Source organism: Staphylococcus caeli (genome assembly GCF_051413795.1).
In the GTDB taxonomy this organism is placed as follows: domain Bacteria; phylum Bacillota; class Bacilli; order Staphylococcales; family Staphylococcaceae; genus Staphylococcus; species Staphylococcus caeli_A.
Genome location: NZ_JBOIRQ010000002.1, coordinates 43804 through 66354 on the forward strand (window position 1 = coordinate 43804; position 22551 = coordinate 66354).

The window sequence follows — 22551 nt, forward strand, 5'->3', positions numbered from 1 at the left end:
TACAATAAGGTGTTATAATTTAAGCGAAATATAACATGATTGAAAAAGGGGTTGTTTTTATGACAAGACAAAAAGTTTCAATTATTGGTGCTGGGCATACAGGTGCCACATTAGCCTTTATCGTTGCGCAAAAAGAATTAGCAGATGTTGTACTTATTGATCGCCCGAACAATGAAGGTCAGGTGAAAGGTAAGGCGCTTGATATACTTGAGAGTAGTCCGATATATGGCTTCGATGTTGCAGTTACAGGTTCTATAGATTATGCGGATACTGTTGATTCAGATATTGTTGTTATTACCGCAGGCATTCCACGTAAACCTGGTATGAGCCGAGATGATTTGGTGCAAGTTAACGAGCAGGTTATGCATGATGTTACAAAAGAAATTGTTAAGTATTCACCAAACTGTAAGATTATTGTACTGACAAATCCGGTAGATGCGATGACGTATTCGGTCTTGAAAGCATCAGGTTTTCCTAAATCACGTGTTATTGGTCAATCGGGTATCCTAGATACAGCTCGATATCAAACATTTATTGCTGAGGCATTGAATATATCAGTTAAAGATATTAAAGGTCTGGTCTTGGGTGGCCATGGGGATACGATGGTTCCGCTTGTCCATTCAACCAACGTCAATGGAGTGCCTTTAAACAAGTTATTAGAACAACAACAAATTGATCAAATTGTAGAGCGCACACGTAAAGGCGGAGCAGAGATCGTAGAATTGCTAGGTCAGGGGTCAGCGTATTATGCTCCTGCATCTGCGGTATATAGTATGATTGAAGCCATTTTGAAAGATCAACGCCGTTTACTTCCGAGCATTGCTTATTTAGAAGGCGAATATCAATTTACTGATATTTGCTTAGGCGTACCAACTATATTAGGTGCAAATGGAATTGAAACTATCGTAGAACTTGCACTTTCAGATGATGAAAAGACGCAACTACAGGTTTCAGCAGATTCAGTTACAGATGTAAAACAAGCATTAAAACATTACGACTCAAACTAAGAAGCGATATATAAATAAGGCTAGCACATGAAAAATTGTGCTAGCCTTTATCTAGTTCTAGTAACATATACTACTGTTAATACTTAATTACGTTTACATTCTGAAAATACAAATATACAAAGCTACATACTCAAAAAATGTCAAAATATACATGTATTTTAATCGCAATTTAACTTTAAATGGAACATGCCAATTTGGGAATCGGCGTTCATAATAGAATAACTGCAAGTAAAATAGCCCGATACCTAATGGTAAACACATCAATATAATACTTTTTGTGTACGAAAAGCCAACATCATGTAATAAATGCCCGATAATCAATTGGAGAACAAGCAAGATACCTAATAATATGAGGATATTTAAAGTCATTTTACGTTGCGCACTCCTTTCGCAAATGCAAATAGCATCATTTGTAAGGCTACTAATAGTAATACAAAGCATAATGTACGCCAATTTAAACTTGCAGTCACTTCATTTAAAATACGGACTGGTTCGTTGATAAGATAAACCGAATGTAAACGCAAGAATCTACCTATGAAAATACCTAAGCCATTTAAAAACATCATCGCGATAACAATCGTTCTATTTAACCATAGGCGATGTGTAAAGCGTTCCATTTCTAAAAACATGACTATTAGTAAATAAATAGCAAGTAACACACCAGCTACTAAAAATGTGAAATACGCCCATTCTATGATGTTCAATCCTTGGTAAAAATTGAATGCAAACTGATTTAAATGTATTAAATCTGTCACCATGTAGAGTGTATTTGGTACCATTAACACAAAAATTAATGCAAATATAATGAACAATGGCCATTCATATTTTTCTTTAGGTTTAAATAAATTCAAGAGTAAGCACAGTTCAAAAGGGACATATGCTAGAAATAGATTTAAAGTCATAAATGGATAATAATTATTAAAGAATATGGAAATAATTATTAATATAAGAAATACAGTTCTAGCAATATAGCGTGCTTTCATCACCACACCTACTTTCTTTAGTTAGCATTTTTAAATATTTCAAATTGAGCATTTGTGTTGGTTAAAAGTTATATAAAAACTGCAATAAAAAATCCCTGTATGTGCATCATAAAAAGGGATCATTTGAATTATTTATGTGAAATACAAGACTATATGATACATATTTTGAAAATAAATTTCAAACATAAACATGGTTTATAACAAAGACTTTTTCAATACGTCAAATAAGCGTGTGACGGAAACCTCATTATACATAAGGTCGTGGTATCACACGCTCATGGGTTAAGCTATTAACTAACATTTTATAAATCTAAAAGGTTTAAACCAATGGAATCATTATGTTTGCGGTTGATATCTAAGTTTGTCATAGTGATGACGATTTCAGCTGTTGCCGAAACAATGGCTTTTGATAAATGTCCGCTCAGGGTTTCATATTGATCCGTGCCAAATGTTGCATGTAAGTGTGCAAAAGGAGTGTCGTCAATATGAGAGATGTTGCCTAATAAACTAATTAATTCTAAGGGTTCATGAATCGTTTTCTTTTCATAGGTTTTAGTATTTAAATTATAAAAATTGAGTTCAGCACTAGCACAAGCACCAATACCGCTGACAGTACCGAACTTTCCACCTTGTTCTCTTGCAACGTCTGTCACTGCTTCTACAATATCTTCACCTTGTTCCAAGACCAATACAATTGTTTTACCATCTACTTGATAAATCATAAGCGACCCCCATCTATAAAATTATTTACATATTTATTATACAAGTTATAAATCAGAGATTGTATAATAGTGATTACAAAATGAAATTTTTATTGTCAATTGACACGAAACTGTTATAGAATGTTCTAATATTATGCTTTTGACTACTATGTTAAAAGTAAAAAACGAAGGTAAGAATGGAGTGAGATACGTGAATAAACAATTTGTGATTTTATATTTTAATATTTTTCTTGTCTTTTTAGGAATTGGATTAGTTGTGCCCGTGTTACCGGTATATTTAAAAGATTTAGGATTGAAGGGTAGCGACTTAGGCATATTGGTAGCGGTTTTTGCGCTAGCACAAATGATTATTTCACCATTTGGTGGGACGCTTGCAGATAAACTAGGTAAAAAGTTAATCATATGTATTGGTCTTGGACTTTTTGCTATTTCTGAATTTTTATTTGCGGCGAGTCATACGTTCTCACTTCTAATTGTTTCAAGAATACTTGGTGGTTTCAGTGCTGGTATGGTTATGCCTGGTGTTACTGGAATGATTGCTGATATTTCTACAGGAAGAGATAAGGCGAAGAATTTTGGTTATATGTCTGCCATTATTAATTCTGGGTTTATTTTAGGGCCTGGTTTAGGTGGTATGCTTGCTGAAGTATCTCATAGATTACCATTCTACGTTGCTGGTGTGAGCGGTTGTATCGCACTGGTTTTATCGATAACGCTCATTAAAAATCCTAAAAACGGTACGCAAGATGGTTTCGCAAAATATCAGCCAGAATTACTGTCTAAAATAAATTGGAAGGTCTTTTTAACGCCAATTATTTTAACGTTGGTATTGGCTTTTGGACTATCGGCTTTTGAAACATTATTCCCATTATATACTGCAGATAAAGCGCATTATTCACCACTCGATATTTCATTCGCTATAACTGGTGGAGGTATTCTAGGTGCAGTGTTCCAAGTCTTTTTCTTTGATAAATTTATGAAGTATTTTAATGAACTTACATTTATCACATATTCATTACTTTACTCTGCAATTATTTTATTGGCACTTACATTTGTACATGGTTATTGGTCAATCATGGTCATCAGTTTTGTCGTATTTATAGGTTTTGATATGATTAGACCTGCGATAACGAATTACTTTTCAAATATAGCTGGAAATCGTCAAGGTTTCGCCGGTGGACTCAACTCTACATTTACAAGTATGGGGAATTTTATTGGTCCACTTGTTGCTGGTATATTATATGATGTGAACTTTGAGTTTCCATTATATATGTCCGTTTTAGTGATGGTACTAGGAATGTTTGTAATATTCATAGAAAAAATGATAAGCGCACGTCTCAGAAAGTCACAATAGTATAAGAATATTATTAGAGTAACTGTCGTCAATCAAAGTAATAATATGATTGATGAGGGTTACTCTATTTTTATAAATATGACATATGTATTAAATGAATTTATACTGCGTAATAATTATGTAACAAATATTACATTTGGTTTAAATTGTGTTCTATTTAAGTGATTTGAGTTTAATCTATGCTAACATGATAAGAAATGTAATAAATGTAAGTAAGGGGATGAATTTGAAAAATTTAATGTTAACCATTATGGCATTCTTGCTTGCTTGTTGTTTAGGTTTTCTTATTTTTGTAGCTACGCATCAACAGGCGTTAGCACAAGTGCATGAAACAATTTCTAGCTTTTCAAGCATAGACAAGATAGCTGAAGCTAAGAGTAATACAACACAAGAGGATAAGCATTCATTGAAGGCCGCAATGGAAAAAGATGAAAATGAAGAGCCATATGACGCTAAAAACTACAAACCAATTGCTAAATTAACGACACACAATTTAAAAGAGAATGAGAAGAGTCAAGCTAATTTACCACAATTTTCCAAAGCATTGGATAAGGCACAAACAATTGTAAATAAAGACAATGACCGTTCGAATAAATACAATGATTATGGAATTGATAGCACTTGCCAAGGTGCATATTATTATATTTTTACATTTGAAAACAAAGCCAAGCAAGGTAAATATTACAGAGTAACTGTAAACGATAATAATCAGGCTACAATATTTGATAAAGCATATGAAATTAATGATAATCAACAAACAAATAATATGAGTATATCTCCTCAAGAATCTGAAGTAATTGCACAAAAGCATGCGATAGATGAATTAGGGGAAAATGCTGTATTGAAAAAAGTGCATGAATCTAAAGACGGAATGTTTTACACATTCCACGAATATGAAACTCAAAAAGATTATAAAGTCATTGTAAATAAAACGGGAGACGTTATTCGTCAACCTTCACTCAATGCATAGCATAAAACCACGCAGAAACGTATGGGAAGTTCTGTGTGGTTTTTTGTGTTTAGTAAATCAGTATAAAGTGCATCGAATCAATGTTATGATGAATTTATTAATATATAGAATATTTTTAAGATGTGCGATGCGCATAGTGCTAATTAATTTATATAGAAAAGGATGAGCGTTTTGAGAAAAATAAAGAAAGCAATCATACCAGCTGCGGGTTTAGGTACACGATTTTTACCGGCTACTAAAGCTATGCCTAAAGAAATGTTACCTATTTTAGATAAACCTACGATTCAATACATAGTTGAAGAAGCGGCACGTGCGGGTATAGAAGATATCATTATTGTGACTGGTAAACATAAGCGTGCGATTGAAGATCATTTTGATAATCAAAAAGAATTGGAAATGATTTTACAAGAAAAAGGTAAGACAGATTTATTGGAAAAGGTTAAATATTCAACTGAATTGGCAAACATTTTCTATGTAAGACAAAAAGAACAAAAAGGTCTAGGTCATGCGATTTATTCAGCACGTCAATTCATTGGTGATGAACCATTTGCAGTATTACTAGGGGACGACATTGTTGAATCTGAAAAGCCGGCAATTAAACAATTGATGGATGCTTATGAAGAAACTGGAAAGTCGGTTATTGGTGTACAAGAAGTAGATGAAGCCAATACACATCGTTATGGTATTATTGATCCATTAGAAAAAATAGATAGAAAATATGAAGTGAACCAATTTGTTGAGAAGCCAAAACAAGGCACGGCGCCTTCAAATTTAGCAATTATGGGGCGTTACGTACTTACTGCAGATATTTTTGAATATTTAGCGACACAAGGTGAAGGTGCTGGCGGAGAAATTCAATTGACGGATGCAATTGAACGATTAAATAGAGCAGATCAAGTGTATGCATATGATTTTGAAGGTGATCGTTACGATGTAGGTGAAAAATTAGGTTTTGTAAAAACTACAATTGAATATGCGTTGAAAGATGAAAAAATACGTGACGAATTGGCAGAGTTTATTCAAAATTTAGACCTGGATACACCGCGTAGCTAAAATTTAATGATTTAAGTTATACATGCTTTTGTTGTACTTACATTTTCAAAATATTAACAAGATTATTCAGTCATTATGAGGTGAGACATATAATGAAGCATAAGAAAACAAATGCAATGCGCATACTAGAACGTCAAGGTATTTCATACCAAATGAATAGATATGAGGTTACTGATGCGCATATAGATGGAGAACACGTAGCGACAACGATAGGGGTTGAACCGTCACAAGTATTTAAAACACTCGTGCTTGAAAGTGTGCAACATGCCCACTTTGTCTTCGTGATTCCAGTCAACCAGACACTCAATATGAAAAGAGCGGCACAAGCAGTAGGAGAGAAGAAATTACATTTACTTCCTCTGGAGCAGTTAAAACCAGTGACAGGCTATATTAGAGGTGGCTGTTCACCTATAGGTATGAAAAATACGTTTCCAACAGTAATTGATGCTGAGGCAACTAAACTAGAAATGATTTATATCAGTGGCGGTGAGCGTGGGTTGCAAATTAGACTTAATGTATCAGATATAGTCAAAGCTACGCATGCACAGGTAGCCGATATAATTCAAGGACAACCTTGATTTGAATATAGGTTAAGTTATTGTGAATGAGTGATATGAAATAATGAAGGCAGTACGCTTTCATTATTTTGTATCACTTTTTTTGTGGAAGTTAGAGCCTTTTATTTTTTGAGAAAACAGTATTTTTGTTCAAAATCATGGCGAAATATTGAACTTATTTAATATATTTGACTGTTTTTGACTGTTTTTGACGAAAAATGATTGAATTAAGAAAGCGCATCCATTATAATGACAGTGAGATGAGGTGAAGTGATGATAACGGAAAAGCGCCATGAATTAATTTTGAATGCATTGTCAAAACAAGATTTTTTAACACTACAAGATTTAATCGACCGTACAGGATGCAGTGCTTCAACAATTCGTCGTGATTTATCAAAATTACAAAGCTTTGGAAAATTAAAAAGAGTGCATGGTGGAGCAACCCTAAATCAATCATCTGTCCTAGAGCCTAATTTAGCAGATAAAAGAAGTACAAACCTACGTGAGAAACAAGAAATAGGTAAGTATGCAGCTAGTCAAATCTCAGAAAGGGATTGTGTGTTTTTAGATGCAGGTTCTACAACATTAGAAATGATTCCATACATCACAGCTCAAGAAATTATTATTGTTACGAATGGTTTAACTCATGTCGAGGAATTATTGAAGCATGGTATTCGAACGTTAATTATTGGTGGGGAAGTTAAAGGTACAACCTATGCAACGGTTGGAGCGAGTGCATTGGAGACGTTGAATCGTTATCGTTTCGACAAAGTGTTCTTAGGTATGAATGGTATCGACTTAAAATATGGATTGACGACTCCAGATGAACAAGAAGCGATTATTAAACATCATGCAATGCAGTTAGGTACGAAAGCATTTGTCTTAATTGACCATGCGAAGTATGAAAAAGTTTATTTTGCGTATGTGCCACTGGAAGACCATGCTGTAATCATCACTTCTGAAAAAGCGAAAGCAAATAACAATTTCCAACGATTTATAGATAAATATCATTTTATGGGAGGTACGACATGATTTATACAGTTACTTTTAATCCTTCGATTGATTACATTATGTTTACACATGATTTTGAGCTAAATGGTTTGAATCGCGCCACTGAAACATATAAATTCGCTGGGGGTAAAGGCATTAATGTTTCAAGAGTGTTGAAAACACTAGGCATTCAATCGACAGCACTTGGCTTTGCGGGTGGTTTCCCTGGCCAATTTATATCAGAAACATTAACACAGTCTGAAATTCTTACAGATTTTATTCAAGTAGATGAAGATACACGCATAAATGTTAAGTTGAAAACAGGTGATGAGACAGAAATTAATGCGCCAGGGCCTAACATTACGAATTTACAATTGGAAGCATTATTAACACAAATTAAGCAGACGTCAGACAACGATACAGTGATTGTAGCAGGTAGTATTCCAAAGAGTGTTCCTAAAGATGCTTATGAACAAATTGCTCGAATCGCAAATGAGACTGGTGCCAGTTTGGTTGTAGATGCAGAGAAAGATCTCGTTGAGTCTGTATTAAGTTATCATCCGTTATTTATCAAACCTAATAAAGATGAGCTAGAAGTCATGTTTGACACCGTTATATCTACAGATCAAGATGTTATCAAATATGCACGCGAGATTCTAAAAAAAGGCGCAACTTCCGTCATCATTTCATTAGGCGGTGAAGGTGCAGTTTATGTTGATGACGCACAGAGCTACAAAGCAACAGTGCCAAATGGTCAAGTCGTAAATACAGTCGGATCTGGAGACAGCACAGTAGCTGGTATGGTAGCCGGTTTAGTATCAGGATTATCAATTAAAGATGCTTTCAAACAAGCTGTGTCAGCTGGTACAGCGACTGCATTTAATGATGATTTAGCATCAGCTTCAGATATTGAAACAATTAAAAATCAAGTCGTTATTACGACAATTGACGGGAGTGAATAGTTATGAGAGTTACCGAGTTATTAACAAAAGATACAATTGCTATGGATTTATCTGCAACAGATAAAAATGGTGTTATCGATGAATTGGTAAATCAATTAGATAAAGCTGGAAAATTGAATGATGTAACGCAATTTAAAAACGCGATTCATAATCGTGAATCTCAAAGTACAACAGGTATTGGTGAGGGCATTGCCATTCCACATGCGAAAGTTGCAGCGGTAACGACACCGGCGATTGCTTTCGGTAAATCTAAAGCTGGCGTTGATTATCAAAGTTTAGATATGCAACCAGCACACTTATTCTTTATGATTGCTGCACCAGAAGGCGGCGCTCAAACGCACTTAGATGCGTTAGCGAAGCTGTCAGGTATACTTATGGATGAAGATGTGCGTGCAGCATTACTTCATGCAAATAGTCCCGAAGAAATATTACAAATTATTGATAAAGCAGACGATGAAGCTACAGAAGAAGAAGCGGCCGAAGCGCAAGCAAATGAAGCGTCAACGACAAATGCTACGACAACTGACGAACCGTATATATTAGCTGTAACTGCTTGTCCAACAGGAATAGCACATACTTATATGGCACGAGATGCATTGAAAAAACAAGCTGGAAAAATGAATGTAAAAATGAAAGTTGAAACGAATGGCTCAGGTGGCATTAAAAACCATCTTACGGATGATGATATCCGACGTGCTACGGGAATTATTGTCGCAGCAGATGTTCACGTGGAAACAGATCGTTTTGACGGAAAAAATGTTGTTGAAGTACCTGTTGCGGATGGTATCAAGCGTCCAGAAGAATTAATTAATTTAGCGCAAGATACATCACGTAAACCATTCGTAGCAAGTGCAGGTAATAAAAATAGAAAATCAGCAGCAAGTAATGAGAAACAAAGTGTTGGTAAAACAATTTATAAACATTTGATGAATGGTGTTTCTAATATGTTACCGCTTGTTATTGCGGGTGGTATTTTAATGGCAATTGCTTTCTTATTTGGTCCAAATTCATTTGATCCAAAGAGCTCAGAATATAATGCATTTGCTGAACAAATTTGGAATATTGGTAAAAACAGTGCATTCATGTTTATCATACCAATTTTGGCAGGTTACATCGCACGTAGTATTGCGGATAAACCAGGTTTTGCAGCAGGTCTTGTTGGTGGTTTATTAGCAAGTAATGGTGATTCTGGATTTATCGGTGGTATTCTTGCCGGGTTCCTTGCTGGTTATTTAACTTTAGGTATTAAAAAATTAACAAGTGGTATGCCTCAATCATTAGAAGGATTAAAACCGACGTTGATTTTCCCAGTATTATCAGTAACTATCACAGGTTTATTAATGATTTATGTGATTAATCCGCCAGCATCTTGGTTGAATAATACACTGCTTAGTGGTTTGGAAAGTTTATCAGGTACAAATATTATGTTACTAGGATTAGTTGTTGGTGCAATGATGGCCATTGATATGGGTGGTCCATTTAACAAAGCAGCTTATGTATTCTCAGTTGCCGCATTAACAGAAGGTAATACAGCACCAATTACGGCAGCAATGATTGGCGGTATGGTACCACCAATCGCAATTGCTACTGCAATGTGGATCTTCCGTAAAAAATTCACGAAAGAGCAAAAAGGTTCTATCTTACCAAACTATGTTATGGGAGCGTCCTTTATTACTGAGGGTGCGATACCATTTGCGGCAGCGGACCCATTGAGAGTTATTCCATCTATGATGGTTGGTTCTGGTGTGGCTGGTGCGATTGCACTTGGTTTAGGTTCTGCAATTCAAGGGCCACATGGTGGTATCATTGTAATCTTTGGTACAGACTTTAGTCATGCCTTACAATCAATACTTGCAATTATTGTCGGTTCAATCGTTGCCGCAATCATTTATGGTGTGTTAAAACCAAAATTAACACAAGATGAAATTGAGACGTCTGAAGCGATGAATGAATAAGATAAATTAAATATTGATTAAAGTATAGAGCCTGGGACATCATTGTGTCTCAGGCTCTACTTGTTAATTGTATGTAATTTTAATGTAGGAGGGTTACTTTTTGAAATTATAAGTGTTTATATAAAGATGTTGTTTTTGATGTTTGAGTTTAATCACTTTAAGATAAAAAAACTTCTGAATATAATAAGTGTCGCTAATTTGGTAAAATAAACATAGATAAGCAAAGTGGCAATATAAGTATATGCATATTTGAGATTAGTTATGAAATATAATTATCGATACGTTAAATATTCAATTTTTGTATAGAAAATATTGTTATGAAGTGCAAAAATATAGAAAATATAATAAAGAAGGTAGAAAAATGAGTAAATATGTGATTGAAAATGGACGTATATATACAGAAGTAGGTACGATTGTACAAGGTTATCTTATTATTGAAAACGGAATAATTACACATATAGCATCAGGTTCGTATCAAGGTGATTTAACTACGGTAGATGTACAAGGGCAGCATGTTTTACCAGGATTTATTGATATACATATGCACGGGGGATACGGAGAAGATGCAATGGATGCTTCTTTCGATGGCTTGAAACATTTATCGGAATCGTTGCTATCTGAAGGGACAACTAGCTATTTAGCAACAACGATGACACAATCGGATGACAATATTACAAAAGCCTTAGAAAATATTGTTAATTATCAACAAAACCAAGATTCATATCATGCAGCATCTATCGTTGGTATACATTTAGAGGGACCATTTATTTCAGAACATAAAGTTGGTGCACAAAATCCAGCTTATGTACAAAGACCTTCCACTGCTAAAGTAGAGCATTTCCAAAAAATTGCAAACAATCAAATCAAAGTAATCACATTTGCACCAGAAGTTGATGGTGCTAATGAAACATTAAAGGCGTTACATAATAATATTTGCTTTTCAATCGGGCATACGGTTGCAACATATGATGAGGTCAATGAAGCAGTTAAACATGGTGCGAGACATGTGACACATTTATACAATGCTGGTACAGCTTTTGGTCATCGAGAACCAGGAGTATTTGGCGCAGCGTGGCTTAACGACCACCTAAGTACAGAATTAATTGTTGATGGCATACATTCTCACCCAGCTGCTATTGAAGTTGCGTATAAATTGAAAGGTAATCAACGTTTCTTACTCATTACAGATGCGATGAGAGCGAAAGGTATGCCAGATGGAGATTACGATTTAGGTGGTCAGAATGTGATTGTTAAAGGTTCTGAAGCACGTTTAGCTTCTGGTGCACTTGCGGGAAGTATTTTAAAAATGAATGAAGGCTTACGTAATTTAATGACATTCACTGGGGACAGCTTAGATCAATTATGGCGTGTAGCAAGTTTGAATCAAGCTATTGCACTTAATATTGATGATAAGAAAGGTAGCTTAAAAGTAGGGAAAGATGCCGATATCGTTATTGCAAATGATAATATTGATGTACTAGCGACAATAAAAGATGGAGAAATGCATAAGTTCAATTTATAAAAAATAGTGGGAAATAGATTTATTTTAAAGATACATTGAATTCAAAAGTTGACTTAACGTAATATTTGCGATTAAATGTTAAGTTAGATTAATCAAATTTCAAAAGCAAAATTTACATTAAAAGACTACTTTATGATAATATAAAGGCAATGCGTATTTTTAGGGAGGTGTCACAATGGGAAGGATATAGTAAAAAATAATATAATGCGTAAGCACAAAAATATTTATGAGATGTCACCTATTGTGACACAAAAATTTGGAGGTGAATCCCTAGAAATAGGGAACTAATTGGAAACTGTGACCATAATGAATTTAGTAATATTTTTTCTATTAATAGCTTTAACAACTGTATTCGTAGGATCGGAATTTGCGTTAGTAAAAGTTCGTAGCACAAGAATTGATCAACTCGCTGCTGAAGGTAATGGTAATGCACGTGTCGTCAAAAAAATGATTAAAAATCTAGACTATTACTTATCTGCGTGTCAGCTAGGTATTACCGTAACGTCTTTAGGTTTAGGTTGGTTGGGTGAGCCAACATTCAACAAGATATTACATCCTTTGTTTGAACTTATCCACTTGCCAGATGCACTAACGACGACGATTTCATTTATCGTGTCATTTATTATTGTGACATATTTGCACGTAGTACTTGGGGAATTAGCACCTAAGACTTTAGCAATTCAACATACTGAAAAATTAGCTTTAGTATATTCTAGACCATTATATTATTTTGGTGTGATAATGAAACCACTAATTTGGTTAATGAATGGCTCAGCGAGAATGATTATTCGTATGTTTGGTGTAGATCCTGATGCGAATAATGATGCGATGTCAGAAGAAGAAATAAAAATAATAATTAACAATAGTTATAACGGCGGAGAAATTAATCAGACAGAACTAGCTTACATGCAAAATATATTCTCATTTGATGAAAGACAATCAAAAGATATTATGGTTCCGCGTACGCAAATGATCACAATGAATGAACCTTTTAATGTTGATGAATTGCTAGAGACTATCAAAGAGCACCAATTTACGCGTTATCCTATCACAGCTGATGGAGATAAGGACCATGTTAAAGGCTTTATCAATGTTAAAGAATTTTTAACGGAATATGCATCAGGTAAACAAATTAAAGTAAGTAACTATATCCATGATTTACCAATGATTTCCGAAACTACACGTATTAGTGATGCACTTGTGCGTATGCAACGTGAACACGTACATATTAGTCTTATTATAGATGAATATGGTGGCACAGCAGGTATATTAACGATGGAAGACATCTTAGAAGAAATTGTTGGTGAAATTCGTGACGAGTTTGATGATGATGAAGTGAACGATATTGTAAAAGTCACAGATAATCGTTATCAAATCAATGGTCGTGTACTGTTAGATGATTTAAACGATCAGCTAGGTATTGAATTTGAAGACTCAGAAGATATTGATACAATCGGTGGTTGGCTACAAGCACATAATACGAATTTACAACAAAATGATTATGTCGATACAGAATATGACAGATGGGTTATTTCTGAAATAGATAACCATCAAATAATTACTGTGATTTTAGAGTTAGAATATCATAAAACAAGACCTTCTTTAGAAGAACTTGCTGAAGAAGAAGAAAACGATTAATACAATCGATATAAAATTCACTTTTAGAACCCTGACAAAGCTTTTAGCTATGTTGGGGTTTTTTAATTTTCATGCAACCTAAAAAGTACTATAGTAATAATATGTCTGGGAGATGCAACAATTAAGCAATGTAATATTGTTGAACTCCTATAATATTGAGTGAAGAATGAGAGGAATGGGATCATGTTAGAAGATGTATATTATTTAAATAATGGATATCCAATGCCAAAGGTTGGATTAGGCGTTTATAAAATTGACGATGATACTATGGAAACAGCAATAAATGCTGCATTAGAGGCAGGTTATCGTGCTTTTGATACAGCTTATTTTTATAAAAATGAGATAGCTTTAGGTAATGCTTTGAAAAAAACAGATATTTCACGTGATGAACTATTTATTACATCAAAATTATGGAATGATTATCAAGGATATGATCGTACAATTGAGTATTTTACAAAATCTATCGAGAATTTAGGTACGGAGTACTTGGATTTATTCTTAATACATTGGCCATGTGAAGCGGATAATCTATTTATTGAAAGCTATAAAGCAATGGAACATTTATACAATGAAGGGAAAATTCGTGCAATTGGTGTATGTAATTTTAAGGAACATCATCTAGAAAAGTTGATGGCAGAAACAGATATTATACCTGCAGTTAATCAAATAGAAGTGCATCCTTTCTTCAATCAGCAACCACTACAAGAATATTGTGATAAGCATGATATTGCAGTTACAGCATGGATGCCATTAATGAGAAACAGGGGACTACTAGAACATAGCGTCATTACAAAACTAGCTGAACAATATGATAAGACACCGGCACAAATCGTTTTACGTTGGCACTTGGCACACAATCGCCTGATTATCCCTAAATCGCAAACACCCGAACGTATTAGAGAAAATTATGATATTTTTGATTTCAATCTTGAACTTACAGATATCGCTGAGATCGACAGCCTTAACAAAGATGACAGACAGGGTAAAGACCCAGATGATGTACGTATTGGTACGCTAAAATAATGTCTGAAAGCATTTAATCAACAGTTGGTTGAATGCTTTTTTTGTGCAATAAAGAAATTATTTTGATGAGCTGCATTAATTTATAAGGTTTTGTGACTATCGTTCGTCATTAAAATATATGGATATCGCATGTAATATATAACAATGAAAAATGGTTATCGTTTTCAATAAAGATGAATTGTTGCTACACTTGGAGATGCTATTTATATTTTTTATGATATTAAATTTTAAACAATATGTATTTTTGAACATACTTATCTAACAATTTGATGAATGCGTTAAGTTTCAACTTCAAACATTAAGGATATATAAAGATTGTGTAAATTTAATTGATTTAGATAGCAAAAAGGCATGAGAAATTGATAAAGTAAGGTTGAAGTTATTGAAATGAAGGTGTTTAGAAATGCAAATAAGAGTAATTATACCTTGTTATAATGAAGGTGAAGTCATCATAAAAACGTATCAAAAATTGACTGAAATTCTATCTAAAGATAGTCAATATCATCACTATGACTATGATTTGCTATTCGTAGATGATGGTAGTAAAGATAAGACAATAAATTATATTCAAGATATGGCGCATAGAGATTCGCATGTAAAATTTATTTCTTTTAGTCGTAATTTTGGTAAAGAAGCAGCAATGATTGCAGGGTATCAACATAGTAAAGATTGTGATGGCGTCATTATGATAGATGCTGATTTGCAACATCCGCCTGAATTAATTCCCCAAATGATAGAAGGCTATATGGATGGTTACGATCAAGTAGTTGCCAAGAGAGATAGAACTGGCGAGAAAAAATCGAGAAAAATGATGACTAAAGTATATTACAAATTGATTAATCACTTTGTAGAAGATATTAAATTAGAGGATGGCATTGGTGATTTTAGATTATTAAGCCAACGTGCGGTTCTTTCACTCACACAGTTAGATGAATATAATCGTTTTTCTAAAGGATTATATGAATGGATTGGTTATAATACCAAAGTGTTTACGTACGAAAATGTGGAACGCGAGGATGGAGAGTCTAAGTGGTCATTTAGTAAACTATTAAATTATGGTATTGATGGCCTAATTTCTTTCAATAATAAACCCCTTCGAGCAATGATTTATTTAGGGCTAGTCGTGTTCTTTATCAGTTTATTATACATTGCTTATATTTCGGTAGGAATTTTGATTCGAGGTGTAGAAACACCAGGCTATTTTTCAACCATAGCCGCTATATTACTACTTGGCGGTATTCAACTCATTTCAATTGGTATTGTTGGTGAATATATAGGTCGTATTTATTACGAAGTGAAACAACGTCCGAAATATATTGTCCAAGCAACTAATTTTAATTATGATTGTAATCATGGAAAGCAGAATATCAATCACGATATTAACCATGAAATCGAGCGTAATGAGCGACAACATGAAATGGTATCAAGACAGACAGAAGAAAAAGAGTTAGTTAAACACAGATAATAGTGAATACTTCTCAAAGATTAAGTGTTTCATCTATAGAATTTTTAGCATTACGTGCTTAAGGATTGCCAACTGTATGGTGCATATCCTTAAGTACGTTTTATTTGTTTTTATATAAATTTGTAGCTCACTAAACTACTATTTTACTTATGTTTAGTGCCATTAAGATAAAACCAAGTTCTCGTTTAACCTTATTTATTCCTCGGACCGACATGCGAGTGAAACCCAATATAGTCGTCATAAATCCAAAAACTGGTTCTACATCAATTTTTCTTTGACTATTGTACCGATTTTGTAACGTGCTGATGCCTAGGGGAATAGTGTGTGTGAGACTACAAGCTCGAACCATACCCCAGGCAAGCATGCACGGTCAAAATCGTAAGTTTTTAAATATAAAGAGGACCAATCCATATAAGGATTAGTCCTCTTTTTTGAGATTGGGGATATAAATCCCTTTAAAATAATATTATTTTTTGCGTAATTTACCCAGAATAAATGAAACGAGTGCAACTAAGATAATCGTTCCGATAAGTGCAGGGAATATCGCAATGCCACCTAAATGCCAGCCCCAGTCACCAAAAATTAATGACCCTAACCAAGCACCTACAATACCAGCGATAATATTACCTAAAATACCACCTGGAATATCTTTACCTAAGATGCCGCCAGCAATCCAACCGATTAAGCCACCGACAATCAACATAAGAATAAAGCCCATATGAAAGAACCTCCTTTATTATTCAATTAATTGTTAATATATACCACGAAAAATATAATCTTAATCATTTATGAGAAAAAAATATATTCTGCCAAAATAAAAATAATATAAACAGTAAATGAATAATGATAAAAGCGTACCAATATGGCGTAAGTAACGTCATGATTGTAAAGGACAATATAATACTTATGTGGCCTATGAAGATAGGGTGTTTAATACGATTCATTAATTTTATTTGCGCTTTTTCCTGTGGTTTGAATGTACTATAAAAAAGCAAAATTGCACCGAATAAGAATATAGCAGGAGCCAGATATGGGATAGACATGTAATAAGAATCATGACTTGTACTATATGTAAGAATAAGCGATGTACTTATAATTATCGTGAAAATACCTGCAATAAACTTTTGGTTAATAACATTAAACGTAGCTACTTTATAATTTAAGTATAATTGTAATAACGTCCAAATGATAAATTGACCACATGTATAAAATGCGATGTAATCGTACTCACCGACTAGGAATAAATTGATGATGCCGTTCAGGCTTATTGCAATTAGTATAGAGCTAAACTTAAGTTGTTTAAAATTCTGACGATATAAATCAATGCCAAGAATGACTAATATCGTAGCTATATTTATAATTATATTAATCAGCATGGTGCTCTCCTAACCTAGATACTTCACTGCAATATTATATCAATTAAGTTAAAGTAAATCATTTAATTACATATTTTAATTTCAAATATATCGAAAAAATCAAATCAAAATCTTATAATTATAAGATGATTAAAATAATTCTTTACAGCGATGAAACACTATATAATTATTAGATGCAATATAAAAAGCGATCCGTTATATAGACAAAAAGCATTATACAACGAATCGCATGAAATACTCAATTTAAACACCTTTTTTATTGCTCCATAGTAATGTGTGCAATTGAGGTAATACATATACGTTATTCATATCACTGCTCACCATGACGCGATCGACTAACGTTTCATATAAAGATAACAATTTTTCAGTGTGTGCTTCTACATGTTCGCCATCGAGATAGGGATTACCTACTTGTAAATAGAAAGGAATACTAGGGTATCTGTGGTGAATCATTTTCGCAAAGTCATAGTCGGTATCATCAAATACGACTACTTTTAAATTTAATGATTCGGGCACACATTGTTCTATGACTTCATCTAACATAGGTAGATTTGGTTTCATCATGGAACTTGGAGGCTTAGGACTAATCGTTAAATCATCAATTTGGGTCATCCATGGTTGGAATTTACTACCTTGTGTTTCCAGTGCGCTATAAATACCTTTTTCATCAAATAAATCAACTAATTGTTGAATACCTTTAATTAACGCAGGGTTACCGCCTGAAATGGTTACATGGTTAAATGTGTCACCAGCAATCTCGTATAGTGCATCATAAATTTCTTCAGCAGTCATCATGCGAATATCTTCTTTGGCACTGCCATCCCAAGTGAAGCTTGAGTCACACCAACTACAACGATAATCACATCCTGCCGTACGTACAAACATAGTCTTACGACCGATGACGCGACCTTCACCTTGTATCGTTGGACCGAAAATCTCTAAAACAGGTATTTTACTCATGATGATGCTCCTTTGGACGATAAACCACATAACTTGTAGGCGTTTCACGTACATAGACTTGTAAACATTGTGGTTGATTATCACGTGCATCTAATGCATTCTGAACCATTTCATAAATGGTTTGAGCAACAATTTCAGTTGAAGGGCTTTTTCCGGAAAATTGTGGTAAGTCGTTCAGTAAATGATGATCAAATTCGCCATGTACAAGCTGTTTTAATTCACTAAAGTTTACTAAAAAACCGTTATGATCTAATTCATCACCAGCAATCGTTAAATTAACGAAATAGGTATGACCATGTGTGCGCATACACTTGCCTGCATCTTCACTAGGAATATAATGTGCAGCAGAAAAATTGAAATCTTTATTCAACTCAAATGTATAAGGGTGTTGGACACTTGGATAATTTTGTTGAAACATAATTATAGGACTCCTTTTTCAGCTAGATACGTATTTAATCCATTTGCTCTAAGTTCGCAAGCTGGGCACGTGCCACAACCTTCACCAATAATACCGTTATAACAAGTTAAGGTATTATAGCGGATATAATCTAATGCACCGAGTTCATCACTTAATGCCCACGTTTCTTTTTTGTTTAGCCACATTAATGGCGTGTGAATAACGAAGTCTTTATCCATAGATAATGAAAGTGTGACATTCATAGATTTAATAAATTGATCTCTACAATCTGGATATCCTGAAAAATCTGTTTCACAGACACCTGTAATAATGTGTTTGGCATTCGTTTGATAGGCTAATGCACCAGCAAAGGATAAAAATAATAAGTTTCTTGCAGGGACGAATGTATTTGGAATACCATCATCGCCGACTTCTATTTCCATATCGTGTTGTGTTAATGCATTAGGTGTTAATTGTGATAATAATGACATATCTAATAAATGATGTTTGACATTTTGCGCTTTTGCGATTTGTTTTGCAACTTCTAATTCTGTATCATGTCGCTGTCCATATGCAAAGGTAACAAGTTCTACGTGTTCGAAATGTTTTTTTGCCCAAAATAAACAAGTCGTGCTATCTTGACCTCCGCTAAATACGACGATAGCTTTTTGATTATCTAATGATTGTTGAGACAATTTTTGTGCGCTCCTTTAAATGGTCGACTAGCTATATTGACGCATTACTAAAACATAAAAAACGTCTATCTCTATAAAAAAGATAGACGTCGCATGGGTGTCTAGTTTTTTATAGAGGGTATCAGCTAGGAACCTCTTTATATTCATTTACAACGTGATTTAGAATAATATATTTAAACTGTAAAATCAAGTTAATATTTGTGATAATAAGTATAACAGACTAATGAAGAATTTAAAAAGAGGCGACGAAATGATACTAATAATTGATAACAAAGATTCGTTCACCTATAACATCGTAGACTATATCAAACAGAGTTATACAAAACAGGTCGAAGTGATAGATATTGATGATGTGTATGTGGACCGGATATACGAAATAGAACCACATGCGATTGTGATTTCCCCTGGACCGGGGACACCTAAAGATTACCCTAAGTTAAATCAAGTGATTGAAAATTTTGCGCAGCAGGTTCCTATTTTAGGGATATGCCTAGGTTTTCAACAAATTGTTGGTTATTTTGGTGGGAGTATTATAAAAAATGTCAAGCCGATACATGGTCATACAACAGTAATAAAACATGACCATAGTGGTATTTATCAAGGTTTACCTGATACGTTTCATGTGATGCGCTATCATTCGTTAATAGCAAATCAAGATGATTTTCCTGATGTACTCAACATCACTGCAACCAATGATGAAGGGATTATTATGGGATTATCACATAAATATTTACCGATTTATGGTGTACAATATCATCCTGAATCTATCTTAAGTGAATATGGTTTAGAACAAATTCGATCATTTTTAAATATTATGGAGGTGTATCATGCCAATACACTTTAATTATCGCTATTATTTAGATGAAACAACCTATGAAAGCCATCAATATTATTTAACAGCATGTGTAAATCAAAAAGTGGCATATTGTATTCAAGATGTGGGGGATGTAGTGACGTTTGCCGAGCGACAACAACATAACGGTAAATATGTTGCCTTATATTTGTCGTATGAAGCAGCTACTTATTTTAATCCTGAAATGGCGACAGTTCCAATTGAACACAAGAACGTCTACGCTGCGGCTTATGTGTTTGACCACGTAGACAAGGATATAACAGCACCTTTAACACAGAGACCTCAACATCAATGTCGGTTTCATTTTCAAGTGAAAACATCGCAACTTAAAGAACATATAAGAGCGATACAAGCGGCTATCGTAGAAGGTAATACATATCAGGTTAATTATACTACGCGATTAACGGATGATATCCGTTATTCAATTGCAGAGTTGTATTATAGCTTATTGCAACAGAATCATGGTTTTTATACTGCTTTGATTGATATGGAAGAGGTGCAAATTGCATCATTATCACCAGAACTATTTTTTCAACGAGGTCCATTTAAAGAGCAAGACGACATACTATTGAGTAAACCGATGAAGGGAACGATTGGGAGAGGTCAAACTGAACAAGAAGACGAGCAAAACTTTAAGACATTACGACAGTCTACTAAAGATAGAGCGGAGAATGTAATGATTGTTGATTTATTACGCAATGATTTGAGTCGCATAGCGCAAACAGGAACAGTCAAAGTATATCAACCCTTTCATATAGAGGCATACGAAACAGTCTTTCAAATGACGTCCATGGTAACAGGTGCCGTCAATCAGACCACGCGACTGACGGAGATATTAGCAGCTCTGTTCCCATGTGGGTCCATTACAGGTGCGCCAAAGATTAATACAATGAAATATATTCAAGCATTAGAACAAGTACCAAGATATGCATATTGTGGGACAATAGGATTATTAATCCCAAATGGTAAAGCCATTTTTAATGTGCCAATCCGTACGATTCAATATATAAATGAAAAGGCGGTATATGGTGTCGGTGCTGGCATTACGATAGATTCTGTACCAGAACAAGAGGTTCAAGAATTTTTTGATAAAACGAAAATACTGGAGAGATTATAATGCAGTTATTTGAAACTATACGATTAGATGAAGGTACTTTCCCCAGATTGTCATATCATAAATCAAGAATGATGCGCTCGGCTAAAGCTTTGGGTTTTATGTTTGATGAGCAACAGTGGGTGCAATGCATTGAAAAGGTATTAGGGACACATACTAATGGATGTTTTAGAGTGAAGTTGTTATTGAATAAAGATGGCTCGATGGATACTGTGGTGGCTCCAATTTCTGTAAAGCAACGATTTACTGCAAAATTACAACAAGTAGCACAACAAGTGAATTCATCTTATGTTGTCAATAAAACAACAGAAAGAGCACATTTAACACACAATCATCAGACTGATCTTGTATTACTATATAATGAAGATGGTAAGATCTTAGAATTTGATATTGGTAACGTGATGATTAAAGAAAATAACCAGTATTATACGCCAATATATCGAGGCGACTTTTTACGTGGATGCATGAGACAGTCAATGTTAGATCAAGGGCAACTCATGCTAAAAGATTATGATGTAACTGAATTGGAATCCAAATTAATCAGTGGAGAGGTACAGCTTTTTCTGATAAATAGTTTGAGAGAGGTTGCCGAGGTAGAAATTTATCTATAGAATATAGTAGGTAAAAGCATGGTGTACCATGACACAAACATAAAGAAACAAGAGATTGCAATGTGAGTTTACGAATAATAAAATATATTGAAAAATTGTGAATAGTGAGTGATGCAACATGATGATACTGGTTTGGGCATTGATAATCATAATAATTTCTGTGACTACCCGTTGGGTGACGCGCATATTAATTCAAAAAGAAAGTGTATATATAACACGACTTGTCGCTTCCGTATCATGCGCAATTCAATTTGTTTTTGTCTATTTGCTCATGAAAGCAATCGTATATTATTTGGCACAAGCACTAGACGTATTCTATCGATAGTAACAATTTATGAGGTGAA

23 protein-coding genes and 1 pseudogene are annotated in these 22551 nt (G+C 34.2%); 15 read left to right on the forward strand and 9 right to left on the reverse strand.

Translation table 11 applies throughout. The features are described from left to right. The first annotated feature begins 59 nt into the window (after positions 1 to 59). The gene (gene mdh, locus ACSULM_RS01800; RefSeq protein ID WP_436860071.1) at positions 60 to 1007 is read left to right on the forward strand and encodes a malate dehydrogenase; all 948 of its coding nucleotides are present in this window, start codon (positions 60 to 62) and stop codon (positions 1005 to 1007) included. 93 nt (positions 1008 to 1100) lie between these two features. Here the strand turns inward: mdh and ACSULM_RS01805 are convergent, their stop codons facing one another. From ACSULM_RS01805 to ACSULM_RS01815, 3 genes are all read right to left on the reverse strand, one after another. After that, entirely contained in the window at positions 1101 to 1376 is a 276-nt protein-coding gene (locus tag ACSULM_RS01805; protein ID WP_436860072.1) for a hypothetical protein, read from the reverse strand. Next, entirely contained in the window at positions 1373 to 1990 is a 618-nt protein-coding gene (locus tag ACSULM_RS01810) for a DUF1361 domain-containing protein (protein WP_436860073.1), read from the reverse strand. Before ACSULM_RS01810 ends, ACSULM_RS01805 begins: the two co-directional genes overlap by 4 nt. A 302-nt stretch (positions 1991 to 2292) precedes the next feature. Then, entirely contained in the window at positions 2293 to 2712 is a 420-nt protein-coding gene (locus tag ACSULM_RS01815; RefSeq protein WP_436860074.1) for a PPC domain-containing DNA-binding protein, read from the reverse strand. A 190-nt stretch (positions 2713 to 2902) separates the two neighbouring features. Between ACSULM_RS01815 and norA the strand changes: the two genes are divergently transcribed. The 11 genes from norA to ACSULM_RS01870 all read left to right on the forward strand — a co-directional run bounded on the left by norA (position 2903) and on the right by ACSULM_RS01870 (position 16201). Continuing rightward, on the forward strand, positions 2903 to 4066 hold the full coding sequence (gene norA / locus ACSULM_RS01820) for a multidrug efflux MFS transporter NorA (protein WP_436860075.1): 1164 nt from the start codon (positions 2903 to 2905) through the stop codon (positions 4064 to 4066). Between the two features lie 226 nt (positions 4067 to 4292). Then, complete coding sequence (locus ACSULM_RS01825; RefSeq protein ID WP_436860076.1) at positions 4293 to 5036, forward strand: hypothetical protein; 744 nt, start codon at positions 4293 to 4295, stop codon at positions 5034 to 5036. 171 nt (positions 5037 to 5207) lie between these two features. After that, complete coding sequence (gene galU / locus ACSULM_RS01830; RefSeq protein ID WP_436860077.1) at positions 5208 to 6089, forward strand: UTP--glucose-1-phosphate uridylyltransferase GalU; 882 nt, start codon at positions 5208 to 5210, stop codon at positions 6087 to 6089. 89 nt (positions 6090 to 6178) lie between these two features. Continuing rightward, on the forward strand, positions 6179 to 6667 hold the full coding sequence (gene ybaK / locus ACSULM_RS01835) for a Cys-tRNA(Pro) deacylase (RefSeq protein WP_436860265.1): 489 nt from the start codon (positions 6179 to 6181) through the stop codon (positions 6665 to 6667). A gap of 252 nt (positions 6668 to 6919) precedes the next feature. After that, positions 6920 to 7678, forward strand: coding sequence for a DeoR/GlpR family DNA-binding transcription regulator (locus tag ACSULM_RS01840; protein WP_436860078.1), 759 nt, complete (start codon positions 6920 to 6922; stop codon positions 7676 to 7678). Further along, entirely contained in the window at positions 7675 to 8598 is a 924-nt protein-coding gene (gene pfkB, locus ACSULM_RS01845; protein ID WP_436860079.1) for a 1-phosphofructokinase, read from the forward strand. The genes ACSULM_RS01840 and pfkB overlap by 4 nt, the downstream gene beginning before the upstream one ends. Before the next feature lie 2 nt (positions 8599 to 8600). After that, positions 8601 to 10553 carry a PTS fructose transporter subunit IIABC gene (locus ACSULM_RS01850; protein ID WP_436860080.1) on the forward strand — a complete coding sequence of 651 codons (1953 nt, stop codon included), beginning with the start codon at positions 8601 to 8603 and terminating at the stop codon, positions 10551 to 10553. Between the two features lie 361 nt (positions 10554 to 10914). Then, complete coding sequence (gene nagA / locus ACSULM_RS01855) at positions 10915 to 12075, forward strand: N-acetylglucosamine-6-phosphate deacetylase (RefSeq protein ID WP_436860082.1); 1161 nt, start codon at positions 10915 to 10917, stop codon at positions 12073 to 12075. 288 nt (positions 12076 to 12363) lie between these two features. Beyond that, on the forward strand, positions 12364 to 13713 hold the full coding sequence (locus ACSULM_RS01860; RefSeq protein WP_436860083.1) for a hemolysin family protein: 1350 nt from the start codon (positions 12364 to 12366) through the stop codon (positions 13711 to 13713). A 183-nt stretch (positions 13714 to 13896) separates the two neighbouring features. After that, positions 13897 to 14736 (forward strand): aldo/keto reductase, encoded by an 840-nt coding sequence (locus tag ACSULM_RS01865; RefSeq protein WP_436860084.1) that lies wholly within the window; start codon positions 13897 to 13899, stop codon positions 14734 to 14736. Positions 14737 to 15139: 403 nt separating this feature from the next. Then, on the forward strand, positions 15140 to 16201 hold the full coding sequence (locus ACSULM_RS01870) for a glycosyltransferase family 2 protein (RefSeq protein WP_436860085.1): 1062 nt from the start codon (positions 15140 to 15142) through the stop codon (positions 16199 to 16201). 130 nt (positions 16202 to 16331) lie between these two features. Here ACSULM_RS01870 and ACSULM_RS01875 read toward each other — a convergent pair. The 6 genes and pseudogenes from ACSULM_RS01875 to queC form a co-directional block, all read right to left on the reverse strand. Next, positions 16332 to 16481: pseudogene (locus tag ACSULM_RS01875) on the reverse strand (transposase); the annotation flags it as partial. Between the two features lie 186 nt (positions 16482 to 16667). Next, positions 16668 to 16919: a GlsB/YeaQ/YmgE family stress response membrane protein gene (locus ACSULM_RS01880; protein WP_436860086.1), complete on the reverse strand. Its 252-nt coding sequence runs from the start codon at positions 16917 to 16919 to the stop codon at positions 16668 to 16670. Between the two features lie 64 nt (positions 16920 to 16983). Continuing rightward, positions 16984 to 17577, reverse strand: a complete 594-nt coding sequence (locus tag ACSULM_RS01885) for a hypothetical protein (RefSeq protein WP_436860087.1) — start codon at positions 17575 to 17577, stop codon at positions 16984 to 16986. Positions 17578 to 17820: 243 nt separating this feature from the next. After that, a complete protein-coding gene (gene queE, locus ACSULM_RS01890; protein ID WP_436860088.1) occupies positions 17821 to 18537 on the reverse strand; it encodes a 7-carboxy-7-deazaguanine synthase QueE in 717 nt (238 codons plus the stop codon). Continuing rightward, a complete protein-coding gene (gene queD, locus ACSULM_RS01895) occupies positions 18530 to 18955 on the reverse strand; it encodes a 6-carboxytetrahydropterin synthase QueD (protein ID WP_436860089.1) in 426 nt (141 codons plus the stop codon). The genes queE and queD overlap by 8 nt, the downstream gene beginning before the upstream one ends. Before the next feature lie 2 nt (positions 18956 to 18957). Beyond that, positions 18958 to 19629 (reverse strand): 7-cyano-7-deazaguanine synthase QueC, encoded by a 672-nt coding sequence (queC, locus tag ACSULM_RS01900; protein WP_436860090.1) that lies wholly within the window; start codon positions 19627 to 19629, stop codon positions 18958 to 18960. Between the two features lie 250 nt (positions 19630 to 19879). Here queC and ACSULM_RS01905 point away from each other — a divergent pair, with 250 nt between their 5' ends. The 3 genes from ACSULM_RS01905 to ACSULM_RS01915 are packed head-to-tail and all read left to right on the forward strand — an operon-like array spanning position 19880 to position 22207. Further along, entirely contained in the window at positions 19880 to 20473 is a 594-nt protein-coding gene (locus tag ACSULM_RS01905; protein WP_436860091.1) for an anthranilate synthase component II, read from the forward strand. Continuing rightward, a complete protein-coding gene (pabB, locus tag ACSULM_RS01910) occupies positions 20457 to 21599 on the forward strand; it encodes an aminodeoxychorismate synthase component I (protein ID WP_436860092.1) in 1143 nt (380 codons plus the stop codon). The genes ACSULM_RS01905 and pabB overlap by 17 nt, the downstream gene beginning before the upstream one ends. Further along, complete coding sequence (locus ACSULM_RS01915; protein WP_436860093.1) at positions 21599 to 22207, forward strand: aminotransferase class IV; 609 nt, start codon at positions 21599 to 21601, stop codon at positions 22205 to 22207. The genes pabB and ACSULM_RS01915 overlap by 1 nt, the downstream gene beginning before the upstream one ends. The last annotated feature ends 344 nt before the right edge of the window (positions 22208 to 22551 follow it).